This is a genomic window from Streptomyces erythrochromogenes (assembly GCF_040684695.1).
Lineage (GTDB): Bacteria > Actinomycetota > Actinomycetes > Streptomycetales > Streptomycetaceae > Streptomyces > Streptomyces erythrochromogenes_C.
In genome coordinates, this window is the sequence record NZ_JBFBGM010000005.1 from 156,167 (window position 1) to 169,416 (window position 13,250).

A 13,250-nucleotide genomic window follows, 5' to 3' on the forward strand; every position below is an offset into this window, starting at 1 on the left:
CGTGTTCCTGCGGCTGTGACCCAACCCTACTGACAGCCCCCGGCTCAGGCGAGGCCCGCTTCCTTCATCTGCCGGAGCTCCTTCTTCAGCTCGCCGACCTCGTCCCGGATCCGGGCCGCGACCTCGAACTGGAGCTCCGCGGCGGCGGCGCGCATGCGTTCGGTCATCTGCTCGATGAGCGAGGCCAGTTCGGCGGCCGGGCGGTCGGTGAGGACCTCGGCGCCCTTGGCCCCCTTGGCCGGTTTCGTCCCCTTGCCGCCCTTGGCGCCCGCCCGGGCGTGGGCCGCCAGCGCCGGCACGGGTGCCTTGGCGCCCTTGCCCTCCTTGCCCTGCCGGTATCCGGTGCCGAGGAGCTGCTCGGTGTCCAGCTCCTCGCGGGCGATGGTGGCGACGATGTCGTTGATCTTCTTGCGGAGCGGCTGCGGGTCGATCCCGTTCGCCGTGTTGTAGGCGATCTGCTTCTCGCGGCGCCGGTTGGTCTCCTCGATCGCCTTCTCCATGCCCGGCGTGATCTTGTCCGCGTACATGTGGACCTGGCCGGACACGTTGCGCGCGGCGCGGCCGATGGTCTGGATCAGGGAGGTGCCCGAGCGCAGGAAGCCCTCCTTGTCGGCGTCGAGGATCGCCACCAGGGACACCTCGGGCAGGTCGAGGCCCTCGCGCAGCAGGTTGATGCCGACCAGGACGTCGTACTCGCCGGCCCGCAGCTCGCGCAGCAGCTCGATGCGGCGCAGGGTGTCGACGTCGCTGTGCAGGTAGCGGACCTGGATGCCGAGCTCCAGGAAGTAGTCCGTGAGGTCCTCGGCCATCTTCTTGGTGAGGGTGGTGACCAGGACCCGCTCGTCCTTCTCCACCCGCTTGCGGATCTCGTGCACCAGGTCGTCGATCTGGCCCTCGGTGGGCTTGACCACGACCTCGGGGTCGATGAGGCCGGTGGGGCGGATGATCTGCTCGACGAAGCCGTCGCCGCGCGAGAGCTCGTACTTGCCGGGGGTCGCCGACAGGTAGACGGTCTGGCCGATGCGCTCCTGGAACTCCTCCCACTTCAGCGGCCGGTTGTCCAGCGCGGACGGCAGCCGGAAGCCGTGGTCGACCAGGGTCCGCTTGCGGGAGGCGTCGCCCTCGTACATGGCGCCGATCTGCGGGACGGTGACGTGCGACTCGTCGATGACCAGGAGGAAGTCCTCCGGGAAGTAGTCGATGAGGGTGTTGGGCGCGGAGCCCCGCTCGCGGTCGTCCATGTGCAGCGAGTAGTTCTCGATGCCGGAGCAGGAGCCGATCTGGCGCATCATCTCCAGGTCGTAGGTGGTGCGCATGCGCAGGCGCTGCGCCTCCAGCATCTTGCCCTGCTTCTCCAGCTCGGCGAGGCGCTCGGCCAGCTCGGTCTCGATGCCGGCGATCGCCTTCTCCATGCGCTCGGGGCCGGCGACGTAGTGGGTGGCGGGGAAGACGTAGAGCTCGCGGTCCTCGCTGATGACCTCGCCGGTCAGCGGGTGCAGGGTGGAGAGCGCCTCGATCTCGTCGCCGAACATCTCGATGCGGACGGCCAGTTCCTCGTAGACCGGGAAGATCTCGATGGTGTCGCCGCGCACCCGGAAGGTGCCGCGGGTGAAGGCGACGTCGTTGCGCGTGTACTGGATGTCGACGAAGCGGCGCAGCAACTGGTCCCGGTCGAGCTCCTCGCCCACCTTGAGCGAGACCATCCGGTCGACGTACTCCTGCGGGGTGCCGAGGCCGTAGATGCAGGACACGGAGGCGACGACGATCACGTCCCGCCGGGTCAGCAGCGAATTGGTGGCGGAGTGGCGCAGCCGCTCCACCTCCTCGTTGATCGAGGAGTCCTTCTCGATGTACGTGTCCGACTGCGGAACGTAGGCCTCGGGCTGGTAGTAGTCGTAGTACGAGACGAAGTACTCGACGGCGTTGTTCGGCAGGAGCTCGCGGAACTCGTTCGCCAGCTGGGCGGCCAGCGTCTTGTTCGGCGCCATGACCAGGGTGGGGCGCTGGAGCTTCTCGATCATCCAGGCGGTGGTCGCCGACTTGCCGGTGCCGGTCGCACCCAGCAGGACGACATCCTTCTCACCTGCACGGATGCGCTTCTCCAGCTCGGCGATGGCCGCCGGCTGGTCGCCGCTGGGCTGGTAGGGGCTGACGACCTCGAAAGGCGCCACCGTGCGTTCGATCTTCGATACGGGCCGCATGACTCCACCGTACGACCCCCCACCGACACTCACGTCTCCCCGCCCGGTCCCGGCGTGCTCCGGGCGGCCCGGCCGGTCCGGGCCGCCGTCATCCGTTCTGGTCCGTTTGTCGTAGTTCGGTGGCGGCTCGGTGATCTTCAACCCCATGATCGCGGTGAAGTGCATCGCCACAACGTCTGCCGCTCCGCACCCGTCTGACGCAGGAACAGGGCTCACGACCCGAGGAGAACGCACATGTACGTCCGACCCGCCGCCGCGGCCGCCGCCGCATTCCTGGGCTTCACCCTCACCCTGCTGGGCGGGACGGCGTCGTACGCCGCCCCCGGATCCGGCCCCGGACCGCTGGGCCTGGGGGGACCCGTCGTGTACGCCCACCGGGGCGCCTCGGCGTACGCGCCGGAGAACACCCTCGCCGCGGTGGACCTGGCGATGCGGATGGGCTTCGACTGGGTCGAGAACGACGTGCAGCGCACCAAGGACGGCGAGCTGGTGGTGATCCACGACGACACCCTGGCCCGGACGACGGACGTCGAACAGCTCTTCCCCGACCGCAAGCCCTGGAAGGTCAAGGACTTCACGGCGGCCGAGATCGCCCGGCTCGACGCGGGCAGCTGGTTCGGCGAGGAGTACGCGGGCGCCTCCGTGCCGACCCTGCGGCAGTACCTCGACCGGGTGCAGCGCAACCGGCAGCGGCTGCTGCTGGAGATCAAGAAGCCGGAGCTCTACCCGGGGATCGAGGAGCAGACCCTGCGGGTGCTGGGCGAGGCGGGCTGGCTCGACGCGCGCCACGTCTCCCAGCGGCTGGTGGTGCAGAGCTTCAGCGCCGACTCCGTGCGCATCGTGCACGGGCTGCGCCCCGACCTGGTGACGGCCTTCCTCGGCACCCCGCCCGTGGCGGACCTGCCGCGGTACGCGGAGTTCACCGACCGGATCAACCCGTGGCACACCACCATCACGGCCGACTGGGTCGCGGCCGTGCACGACCTGCTCGGGGCCCACGGCAGGGCGATGGAGGTGGACACCTGGATCGTGGACGACGCCGCGACCGCCCGGAAGGTGCAGGAGATGGGCGTGGACGGGATCATCACGAACGCCCCGGACGTGGTCCGGGAGGCGGTCGGCGGCTTCTGAGCGCCCGGGCGGCGACGGGTCGGGGGGTGACGGGGCGGGCGGCGACGGGGCGGGCGGCGACGGGGCGGGCGGCGACGGGCTCGGGCGCCCGGGCCTGTCGGCGGTGCGCCGTACCGTGGAGGCGTGGACAGCACCGAGCGGCCCCGCGGGCCGCACCTCGAATGGACCGTCGTCGCCAGCGACATCGGCCCCCTGCTCCTGGCCGCGACCCCCGAGGGGCTGGTCCGGGTCGAGTTCCATGCCGGGCCGGACCGGCTCGACCGGATGATAGGACCGCTGGTCTCCCGGCTCGGCGCCGACGCCCGGCGGCCCGCACCGGGCGCGGAGGAACTGCTGGCCGAGCCGGTGCGCCAGCTCGCGGCGTACTTCGCCGGTTCGCTGCGGCGCTTCGACCTGCCGCTGGACTGGCGCCTCAGCTCGGGCTTCAACCGGCAGGTGCTCCAGGAGCTGGACCGCTCCGTGCCCTACGGAGCGGTCGTCGGCTACGGGGAGCTGGCGGCCCGCGTCGGACAGCCCGGCGCCGCCCAGGCCGTGGGCAACGCCATGGGGTCGAACCCGCTGCCGCTGGTGGTGCCCTGCCACCGGGTCGTGGAGAACGACGGCGGCATCGGGGGGTTCGGCGGCGGCCTGGAGACCAAGCGGCAGCTCCTCGCCCTGGAGGGAGTGCTCCCGCAGCCCCTGTTCTGAGCCCGGTGCGACCGGTGTGACCTGCGGGCCGGACTCGCAGGCACGACCCCGGTGACCTGCGGGCCGGGCCCGCGGTGCCGGCCCGGTTCCGCCGGACGGTAAGGGGTGGCACACTGCGGCGGTGACTACTGCTGCTGCCGCCGCACCCGGCCCCGCCGCGTCCGCCGGGTCCCTCGCGACCCGCACCCCGCGCCCGCGAGGGCGGTGTACGGCGTGACCGCCTCGCCCGGCACGGACCGGCCCGCCCCGCCGCTCGCCCTCCCGGACCTCGCACGGCTCCAGAAGCGCACCTCCCGGGTGCTCATCGCCGGCCAGGTGCTCGGCGGCCTCGGCGTGCCGATCAGCATCGCCCTGGCCCCCGTCCTGGCCACCGAGGTCAGCGGCACCGAGGCGCTGTCCGGCTTCGCCTCGACCGCCTCGGTGATCGGCACCGCCCTGGTCTCGCTGCCGCTCGCCGCCCTGATGACCGCGCGCGGCCGGCGCCCCGGGCTGGTCCTGGCGTACGCGATCGGCGCCGTCGGGGCGGGCCTCGTCGTGCTCGCCGCCACGATCAAGAGCTTCCCGCTGCTGCTGCTCGGCATGGCCGCCTTCGGCGCCGCCTCCTCCGCCAACCTCCAGGCCCGGTTCGCCGCCGCGGACCTCGCCGCCCCGGACCACCGGGCCCGGGCCATCTCGGTCGTCGTGTGGGCGTCCACCCTCGGTGCGGTGCTCGGCCCCAACCTGTCCGCCCCGGCGAGCCGCAGCTTCGCGGGGACCTCCATACCCGAGACGGCCGGCCCGTTCGTATGGGCCGCCGTCGTCTTCGTGCTGACCGGCGCGCTGATCGCCGTACTCCTGCGCCCGGACCCCCTGCTGACGGCGCGTGCGCTCGCCGCGCCCGAGGAGCAGGCCCGCGGGGGCCACTCGATCCGTGCGGGAATCGCCGCCGTGAAGGCCTCGCCCCGGGCCCGCCTGGCGCTCCTGACCGTCGCCGTCTCCCACACCACCATGGTCTCGATCATGGTCATGACCCCGATGGACCTGAGCCACCACGGCGCCGGGCTGGAACTCGTCGGGCTGGTGATCAGCGGTCACATCGCGGGGATGTTCGCCTTCTCCCCCCTCATGGGCTGGCTCGCGGACCGGCTCGGACGGCTCTCCGTGATCGGCCTCGCCGCGGGGCTGCTGTCGGTCGCCGCCCTGCTCGCCGGGACGGCCGGGCCCAGCCACGGCCGGAGCGCCCTGGGCCTCTTCCTGCTCGGCCTCGGCTGGTCCGCCGGGATGGTGTCCGGTTCGGCCCTGCTGACCGACTCGGTGCCGCAGCCCGCGCGGGCCGCCGTACAGGGCCTGAGCGACCTGACGATGAACACGGCCGCGGGCGTGGGCGGGGCCGTCTCCGGCGTGATCATGTCCCAGGCGGGCTACGGCTGGCTCAACGCCGTGGGGGCCTCGCTGCTGCTGCCGATGGCGGCGCTCGCCCTGTTCACCGCGCGCCGCCACCCCGCGGACCCCAAGGGGGTCAGTAGCTGATGTGGTAGGCCTTGCGGAGCGTCTCGTGGACGGTCCAGACCGTCTTGTCGCCCTCGCGCAGGACGCAGGCCGAGCCGGGGCCGAGTTCCAGGGTGTCTCCACCCTCGACCTCGACCGTGGCGCGCCCGCTGACCACGACGAACAGCTCGTTCGCCTCGACGTCGGTGACCACGCCCGGGGTGATCTGCCAGATCCCGCGCACCTGCTTGCCGTCGGCCGACTCCCACAGGACCTTGCCCGTGACGACCGGATCGCCGGAGACGATCTGTGCGGGGTCGAGGTCGTCGGGCTCCAGCTCCACGTCCGCGACGGTGACGGCGAAAGAGGCTTGGGCGGGGGCGGCGGAGTGATCACTGGTGCTCATGGCGCGCCAGCCTAGTGCGGCCCGTCCGCCCGGCGCGGTGGCCACAGCGTCCAGGAACGGACCGGCCTACGAGTCACCCTGTCCAGTCGGACCGGGACGCCTGGCGGAGAGGACCGGCTGGTGGAAGCCGGTGTCTGCCGGCGCGTGCCAGGCGGTGGCGCACAGGCCCGCCTCGCGGGCGAACTCCGCGGTCACCTCCTGCGGGAGCGCCCAGTAGGTGGCGCGCGAGGTCCGGGGCGTCCAGGTGTCGCCGGCCGGCAGAAGCTGGAAGAGCTCCAGGTCGTAGCGCTCGCCGTCGGCGTGCCAGTGCCACAGCTGGAAGGTGATCGTCCGCTGCCCGTCGGGGCCCGTGCGGACGTGCGGGGCCTCGCTCTGCGGGCGGGCCCGGAGCAGGTCCGCGTAGGGGCGGGTGGACAGCAGGAGCAGTCCGCCGGGGCGCAGGACCCGCCGGGTTTCGGCCAGGGCGGCGCGCACGTCCTGTGCGGTCAGCAGGTGGGGCAGCGCGTTGTCGGCGCAGACGACGGCGTCGAAGGAGGCGTCCGCGAAGGGCAGGGCCCGCATGTCGGCGGCGGCGACCGGCAGATGGAGTCCGCGGCGGGCCGCCTCCCTCGCGGCGCGGGCCGCGGAGAGCGGGCTCAGATCGGTCCCGGTGACCCGGTGGCCCCGTGCGGACAGGCCCAGGGACTGGGTTCCGATGCCGCAGGCGTTGTCGAGGACCGTGTGCGGTGCCGGGCCCAGCGCGGCGGTGAGGAGGGCGTCGAGGGCCCGGCCCTGCCGGGTGACGGACGCGTCCCAGTCCGCGTAGATGAGGTCGTAGCGGTCGGCGAGTCCGTCGTAGAAACCGCGCGTGTCCATGGAGGAACGCTACTCGGACAGCTTGTGACGGGTGGGGCGGGAGTGCGTTTGGAGGCGCCGATCCCGTGCCATGGATGGGGACATGTCACAGCACAGAGCAACTGCGTCCCTGCCCGGTGTACCGGTCCTGTCGGAAGAGGTGCGCGAAGCGCTCGCGCGGGGCGGGCCGGTGGTGGCCCTGGAGTCGACGATCATCGCGCACGGCCTGCCCCGCCCCCGCAACCTGGAGGTGGGCCTCGAACTGGAGGAACTGGTCCGCTCGGAGGGTGCGGTTCCGGCGACGGTCGCGGTCGTGGACGGCGTGGCCCGCGCGGGCCTGGACAAGACCCAGCTGGAGCGGATCGCGGCCGGGGACGGCGTGCGCAAGCTCGGCCACCGGGACCTGGCGCCCGCGCTGGCGACGGGCGCGACCGGGGCGACGACGGTGTCCGCGACGGCCTTCCTCGCGGCCAGGGCGGGCCTGCGGGTCTTCGCGACGGGCGGGCTGGGCGGCGTGCACCGCGAATGGGCGCAGACGCAGGACGAGTCGGCGGACCTGTCCCTGCTGGCCCGGACCCGGATCACGGTGGTGTGCGCGGGCGTGAAGTCGATCCTGGACGTACCGGCGACACTGCAGCGGCTGGAGACGCTGGGGGTGGGGGTGCTCGGCTACGGCACGGAGCGGTTCCCCGGGTTCTACCTGGCCGATTCCGGCGAGCCGGTGGACTGGACCGTGCACCGGCCCGAGGAGGTCGCGGCGGTGATGGCCGCTCAGGACGCGCTGGGTGGCACCGAGTCGGCGCTGCTGGTGGCCAATCCGGTGGCGGCCGCGGAGCAGCTGGACCCGGAGCTGCACGACCGGGTCCTGGCCGAGGCCCTCGCCGTCTGCCGCGAGCAGGGGATCACGGGCCAGGCGGTGACCCCGTTCCTGCTGGGGTTCCTGGTACGGGCGACGGACGGGGCCTCGCTGGAGGCGAACCTGGCGGCGGTACGAGGCAACGTGCGGCTCGGTGCCCGGATCGCCGGGGCCTGGGCGGCGCGCGCATGACGGCTGCGGGAGCCCTGCTCGTCGTCGGGGACGTGGTGACGGACGTGGTGGCGATGCACCCCGAGCCGATGGTCCCGGCGACCGACACCGCCGCCCGCATCCGCACCCTGCCGGGCGGCGCGGGGGCCAACGCGGCGTGCTGGGCCGCCCGTACGGGCAGCGCGGAGGTACGCCTCCTCGCGCGGGTGGGCACGGAATCCGCGCGGTGGCACGAGCGGGCCCTGGTGGACGCGGGGGTGCGGCCGCGGCTGGTGATCGACCCGGAGGAGCCGACCGGGACGGTGGTGGCCCTGGTCGGCAAGGACGCGGAGCGGACCTTCCTGACCGACAGCGGTGCCTCGCTGCGGCTGTGCCCGGCCGACTGGGCCCCGTCCCTGCTGGACGGGGCGGGGCACCTCCACCTGTCGGGTTATCTGTTCTTCGCCGACAGCAGCCGGGAGCTGGCCATGGTCGCGCTGCGGGCCGCGCGGACCCGGGGGGTGCCGGTGAGCGTGGACCCCGCGTCGGCGGGGTTCCTGGCGGCGCTGGGCCCGCAGCGTTTCCTGGAGGCCGTGGCGGGGGCGGGGGTGCTGCTGCCGAACGAGGACGAGGCCCGGCTGCTGGCCGGACTGCCGGAGGGGGCCGGCGTAGCCCGTGCGGCGACGGCGCTGAGCAGGCGGGTGCCGCTGGTGGTGGTGACCTTGGGCCCGGCGGGAGCGCTCGTGGCCGAACGGGGCCGGATCACGGCCGAGGTGGCGGCCGCGGACCCGGCCGAGGCGGTGGTGGACTCCACGGGGGCGGGCGACGCCTTCACGGGCGCCTTCCTGGCGGCCCGCCTGGAGGGCGCGGCCCCGCCGGACGCGGCCCGCGCGGGCTGCCGCGCGGCAGCCCGAGCCATAACCCGCCCGGGCGGCCGCCCCTGACACCCCGCCCCTGAGGCCCGGGCCCGACCAGCGCCCGAACCAGCCCCACCCGGGGAGCTTGAGGCACGGGGCCCGGGGCAGCGCCCCACCCACCCAGGGCGCCGGCCCGGGCAGAGCCCGAACCGCACCTCACCGGCGCTCGGGGCCCTGGCCGGGGCAGCCCCCGAACCCAGCCCAGCGGCAGCCGGAAGCTTGAGGCGCGGGCCCGCGGCACAGCCCCACCCACCCGGGGCCCGGCCCGGGCAGAGCCCGAACCAGCCCCGCCGGCGATTGAGGCGCGGGGTCCGGGCCGGCGCCCCGCCCACGCAGGGCGCCGGGCCGGGCGGAGCCCGCCACCCCGCCCCGCCGCCCCGCGGGGTCACCGCTCCCGGATGCCCGTCCAGGCGGGGTGCCGGGGATCATCGGCCCGCACCACCGCATCGGCGGCGGACGCCGGATCCACCTCGGCCTCGTACCGGGCGAACGCCGCCCCCGTCCACCGCTCGGACTCCTCGGTCCGCCGCGCCAGCGCCCCCGGCGACAGCCGCACGTGGACGCTCAGGTCGAAGGGGAACCACCGCCCCAGCAGCAGCGGCCCGTGCACCAGCAGCACACCGCCGGCCGGGAGTTCGACGTAGGGGCTGCGCGTCGCCCGGTCGGTCACCGGATCCCACAGGTCCGGCAGCACCCGCCCCGTCCCCCCGGGGTCGGTCGGCCCGAACACCTCCCGCCAGAGCGCGGCGGTGTCGTACCAGCCGTCCAGGTACGCGTCCACGTCCTGCCGGCCGAACTCGTAGCGCAGGGAGGCGGGCCGCAGGAACCCGCTAGTCGGCACCACCAGGACGCGGCGTCCGCGCAGCCGCAGCTCCTCCGCGAGCCGCCCGGCGAGGGCCGCGGTGTCCGCCGCGGGCGCTCCGTCGATGCCCACGCGCTGCCGGCCGTCCAGTCCGGGGGCGTTGCCCGGGTCGTCGAGGTGGCCGGCGAGCCGCTCGGCCATCCGCTGCCATGTGATCGCTTCCCACTGCACCGGCCCATTGTCAGTGGTCGCCCGTAGCTTTTTCACGAGGGATCACCGCGGAAACGACGCCGGTGGACCGGTGTTCGGGGAGGGGTCTGTCATGGCTCGGGAGACGACGTACCTGGAGCTGTCGCAGGACGGCGGGGGCGCGCACAAGTTCTACGAGGTGACCGTGGACGGCACGGCCGTGTCCGTGCGCTACGGGCGCATCGGCGCGCCGGGCCAGTTGCAGAACTCCTCGTTCCCGACGGCCGAGAAGGCCCGGGCGGCCGCCGCGAAGAAGATCGGCGAGAAGGTCCGCAAGGGGTACGCCCCGGCCGTGCAGGGGCAGCGCGCCGCCCGGGCGGTGACGCGCCGCCAGGTGACGTCGGCCCCTTCGACGGCGCGTGCCGTCGCCCCGGTGCTGTGGCGTTTCCGTACCGGTTCCGCGGCCTTCGGGATCCACGTCGACGAGGACCGCTGCTGGGTCGGCAACCAGGCCGGCGACGTGTACACGCTGAGCCACGGCGGTGAGGTGCTGGCCCGCTACTCGCTGCCCGACGGGGTGAAGTGCCTGGTGGCGGACGAGTTCTGGATATACGCGGGCTGTGACGACGGCACGGTGTACGACCTGTCCTCGAAGGTCCCCTTCGGTGCCTACGGCATCGCGGCGGACGTGGACATCTACTGGCTGGACATCCACGAGGGCGTGCTGAACGTCTCCGACGCGAACGGCGGCCTGACCGTCATCGACCACGAGGACGAGCACCAGTGGTCGCGGAAGTCGTCGGGCACCGGTGCGTGGATGGTCCGGGCCGACGAGCGGGCGGTCTACCACGGGCACAGCGCCGGTGTGACGGCCTACGCGGCCGACGGCACGGGGCAGTTGTGGCACAGCGCCACGCCGGGTGGTGTCCTGTTCGGCTGGCAGGAGGAGCACTCGGTGTACGCGGGCACGGTCCGCAACACCGTGCAGCGGCTGTCGAAGGCCTCGGGGGCGACGGAGGCCACCTACCGGTGCGACGCGGCGGTGTATTCGTGCGCGACCTCGCCGGACGGCCGGCACGTCTTCGCGGGCGACTCCTCCTCCTCGGTCTACTGCTTCGACGCGGACGGCAACCGGCTGTGGAAGCTGGGGACGGGCGGCGGCTCGGCCCTGTCGATGCAGTATTTGGACGGGCGGCTGTACCTCGTCACCACGGACGGCTCCCTGGTCTGCGTGGACGCGAGCGAGCAGGCGATCGCGGCGGCCCAGCAGGGTTCGGTGCCCGCGCCGATGGATGTGAAGTCGGCGGCGGCGCTGCCGGTGTTCACCCCGGCCGCCTCGGCGTCGGCGGTGGCGACCGTCTCGATGGCCGCGGTGGCCTCGGAGCCGGCGGGCGGTGTGGTGGTGGAGTGCGTCCAGCAGGGCGGCCGGATGCGGGTGCAGGTGGTGTCGAGCGGCTTCGAGTCCTCCTGGAACGTGCAGTTCCCGCGGGGGATCAGGGAGGTCGGCGCGCGGTACGTGGTCGACGGCCTGCACGCGGCGTCCGGGGGCTTCTACCGGGTCCGCGGGGAGATACGCCGCCTGGTGTGAGCGCGGCCGGCCCGCTCGGGCGGCGGCTCAGTGGGGGTGCTGCCGGCAGACCTCCGGTGTGACACCGGAGGGCGCCGGCGTGGGTATGGAGAAGGCGGTCCCCTCGGGCAGCCGGGGGGTCACGTGGAGCACGACCGGCTCGGTGCCGAGGTTGTGGCCCAGGTGTATGTGGCCGATGCCGGCGGGTTCCACGAAGGCGGTTCCGGGCCGGTGCACCTCGACGGTGAGGTCGTGCAGGACCCGGGTCAGGGTGCCCGACAGGACGACGGCTTCGAGCCGCATCCGGTGGTAGTGCCAGCCGGTGCAGCCGCCCGGCGGGATGGTGATCTCGTGGCCCGCCGGGATCGTGGTGACGCATGCCTTTCCGGTGCTCATGCCGAAGCCGGTCACCGGCGCCAGTGCCGTCGTCGTCCGCCGTACGCCCATGTGTGCCTCCTCGGTGGACCGACCCCCGTGGTCAGCGGTCCAGGGCCCACCGTAGGAGCGATCAGGCCGATCCCGGAAGGGTCGGTGAAACCTCAACCGCCCTTCTCCACCAGGTGATATGAGGGGCGCAGGGCGGTATCACACCTGTATGAGCCTGCTCGTGTTCGAGTCTGCGAAGCAGATCCACTGTGCGGAGTGCCGGCGGGGCCCCCTCCGGCACCTGGTCCGCGAGGCCGGCGTGCCCCGGTGTCTGGACTGTGCGGATCTGGGGCATCTCGTCTATCTTCCGCGCGGGGACGCCGCGCTCACCCGCCGCTCCCGCGAGGCCAGTTCGCTCTCGGCCGTCGTGGTGCGCTTCCACAGGCGGCGGCGCCGGTACGAGCGCCTCGGGCTCCTCGTCGAGGACGCCGCCCTGGCCGCTGCGGAACGCGCCTGTCTCGCGGACTCCGAGGCGCGGGCGCGGCGCCGGGAGCGCGACCGGCTGCGGCGTGCGGCGGAGGACGTCCGGTTCACGGCAGCCTTCGCCGCGGAGATCGTCCGGCTGTTCCCCGGCTGTCCGGCCGACCGGGCCGTGGCGATCGCCACCCACGCCTCGGTGCGCGGCAGCGGCCGGGTGGGCCGCACCGCGGCGGGGCGGGCCCTGGACGAGGCGGCCGTCTCGGTGGCGGTGCGGGCGGCGGTGCGGCACACCGACACCGAGTACGACGCCCTGCTGATGGCGGGTGTCCCCCGCTTCGCGGCCCGCGCCCGGCTGGCTCCGCGGATCGACGCCATCCTGGACGGGTGGCGCACCGCGGCACGGAGGGAGGCTAGTTGAGCCGGAAGCGGCGGTAGAGGAGGACACCGCCGAGCAGCGCCGCTCCGCCCACGGGCAGCAGGTACCCGGCGCCGTCGGCCCCGGTGTGGGCGAGCGCCTCGGTGTGCCGCGGCGGCTTGGCCTCGGTGACCGGGACGACCGGCGCGACGGGAGTGACCGGCGTGACCGGGGTGACCGGCTTCTCGACGACGGGCGGCTGGACGGGCTTGCCGGGGGTGGGCTTCTCCACGTTGACGGACGTGTTGCCGTGGACGGGGTTCCCGATGCCGACCACGTTGACGGAGTTGCCGCTGACGTTCAGCGGGAGGTCGACCGGGAGCTGGATCCCATTGCCTGACAATACGCCTGGAGAATCCTTTCCGCGCCCCTCTGCCACCGCTCCCCCGCCGTTCCCCCCGCCCTGCTGCGACGAGCCGCCGCCGCCTCCGCGCGAGTCGTTGGCACAGCTGTTTCCGGCCGCGGGGTTCAGCGCGCCGACGACGTTCACGGTGTTCCCGCAGAGGTTCACCGGCAGATTCACCGGCAGCTGCACCAGGTTCCCGGACAGCAGACCGGGCGAACGCTCGGCCTTGCCGCCGGCCTCCGCATCGGCGTGGGCGAGTCCGCTCACACCCGCGACGGCCAGGCCGCCGCCTGCAACGACCGCCGCGATCAAGCCACTTCGACGACTGTGACGCATCACTTTCCTGCCTTCCGGATGGATTTCGGGGGCCAGCCCCGCACCGGAAACAACGCCTCCAAACCCATACGGGTTATAGAGGTGGTAGGGATTTCACTCA

13 protein-coding genes are annotated in these 13,250 nt (G+C 73.5%); 7 read left to right on the top strand and 6 right to left on the bottom strand.

Translation table 11 applies throughout. The features are described from left to right. Positions 1-44: 44 nt before the first annotated feature. The gene (uvrB, locus tag AB0O53_RS11150; protein ID WP_350994890.1) at positions 45-2,201 is read right to left on the bottom strand and encodes an excinuclease ABC subunit UvrB; all 2,157 of its coding nucleotides are present in this window, start codon (positions 2,199-2,201) and stop codon (positions 45-47) included. A 234-nt stretch (positions 2,202-2,435) separates the two neighbouring features. Here uvrB and AB0O53_RS11155 point away from each other — a divergent pair, with 234 nt between their 5' ends. The 3 genes from AB0O53_RS11155 to AB0O53_RS11165 all read left to right on the top strand — a co-directional run bounded on the left by AB0O53_RS11155 (position 2,436) and on the right by AB0O53_RS11165 (position 5,528). Beyond that, a complete protein-coding gene (locus tag AB0O53_RS11155; protein WP_365194648.1) occupies positions 2,436-3,332 on the top strand; it encodes a glycerophosphodiester phosphodiesterase in 897 nt (298 codons plus the stop codon). A 123-nt stretch (positions 3,333-3,455) separates the two neighbouring features. After that, positions 3,456-4,019, top strand: a complete 564-nt coding sequence (locus AB0O53_RS11160; protein WP_350994894.1) for a methylated-DNA--[protein]-cysteine S-methyltransferase — start codon at positions 3,456-3,458, stop codon at positions 4,017-4,019. A gap of 204 nt (positions 4,020-4,223) precedes the next feature. Next, entirely contained in the window at positions 4,224-5,528 is a 1,305-nt protein-coding gene (locus tag AB0O53_RS11165; protein WP_403139865.1) for an MFS transporter, read from the top strand. On the opposite strand, the gene AB0O53_RS11170 is transcribed toward AB0O53_RS11165, so the two are convergent. Beyond that, complete coding sequence (locus AB0O53_RS11170; protein ID WP_365194651.1) at positions 5,518-5,892, bottom strand: cupin domain-containing protein; 375 nt, start codon at positions 5,890-5,892, stop codon at positions 5,518-5,520. The genes AB0O53_RS11165 and AB0O53_RS11170 overlap by 11 nt on opposite strands. A 66-nt stretch (positions 5,893-5,958) precedes the next feature. Further along, positions 5,959-6,747: a class I SAM-dependent methyltransferase gene (locus tag AB0O53_RS11175; protein WP_365194654.1), complete on the bottom strand. Its 789-nt coding sequence runs from the start codon at positions 6,745-6,747 to the stop codon at positions 5,959-5,961. 82 nt (positions 6,748-6,829) lie between these two features. Between AB0O53_RS11175 and AB0O53_RS11180 the strand changes: the two genes are divergently transcribed. Together AB0O53_RS11180 and AB0O53_RS11185 are read left to right on the top strand one after the other, a co-directional pair. Then, on the top strand, positions 6,830-7,774 hold the full coding sequence (locus AB0O53_RS11180) for a pseudouridine-5'-phosphate glycosidase (protein ID WP_350994902.1): 945 nt from the start codon (positions 6,830-6,832) through the stop codon (positions 7,772-7,774). Further along, positions 7,771-8,676: a carbohydrate kinase family protein gene (locus AB0O53_RS11185; RefSeq protein ID WP_350994904.1), complete on the top strand. Its 906-nt coding sequence runs from the start codon at positions 7,771-7,773 to the stop codon at positions 8,674-8,676. The genes AB0O53_RS11180 and AB0O53_RS11185 overlap by 4 nt, the downstream gene beginning before the upstream one ends. Before the next feature lie 358 nt (positions 8,677-9,034). Here the strand turns inward: AB0O53_RS11185 and AB0O53_RS11190 are convergent, their stop codons facing one another. Then, positions 9,035-9,682 carry a nucleoside/nucleotide kinase family protein gene (locus tag AB0O53_RS11190; RefSeq protein WP_350994906.1) on the bottom strand — a complete coding sequence of 216 codons (648 nt, stop codon included), beginning with the start codon at positions 9,680-9,682 and terminating at the stop codon, positions 9,035-9,037. Positions 9,683-9,773: 91 nt separating this feature from the next. Here AB0O53_RS11190 and AB0O53_RS11195 point away from each other — a divergent pair, with 91 nt between their 5' ends. Beyond that, positions 9,774-11,228, top strand: coding sequence for a WGR domain-containing protein (locus AB0O53_RS11195; RefSeq protein WP_365194658.1), 1,455 nt, complete (start codon positions 9,774-9,776; stop codon positions 11,226-11,228). Between the two features lie 27 nt (positions 11,229-11,255). Here AB0O53_RS11195 and AB0O53_RS11200 read toward each other — a convergent pair whose 3' ends face one another. Beyond that, complete coding sequence (locus AB0O53_RS11200) at positions 11,256-11,654, bottom strand: cupin domain-containing protein (protein WP_350994910.1); 399 nt, start codon at positions 11,652-11,654, stop codon at positions 11,256-11,258. 148 nt (positions 11,655-11,802) lie between these two features. On the opposite strand from AB0O53_RS11200, the gene AB0O53_RS11205 reads away from it, so the two are divergent. Beyond that, the gene (locus tag AB0O53_RS11205) at positions 11,803-12,471 is read left to right on the top strand and encodes a DUF2293 domain-containing protein (protein WP_365194660.1); all 669 of its coding nucleotides are present in this window, start codon (positions 11,803-11,805) and stop codon (positions 12,469-12,471) included. On the opposite strand, the gene AB0O53_RS11210 is transcribed toward AB0O53_RS11205, so the two are convergent. Further along, the gene (locus tag AB0O53_RS11210; protein ID WP_365194663.1) at positions 12,464-13,126 is read right to left on the bottom strand and encodes a chaplin; all 663 of its coding nucleotides are present in this window, start codon (positions 13,124-13,126) and stop codon (positions 12,464-12,466) included. The genes AB0O53_RS11205 and AB0O53_RS11210 overlap by 8 nt on opposite strands. Positions 13,127-13,250 lie beyond the last annotated feature (124 nt).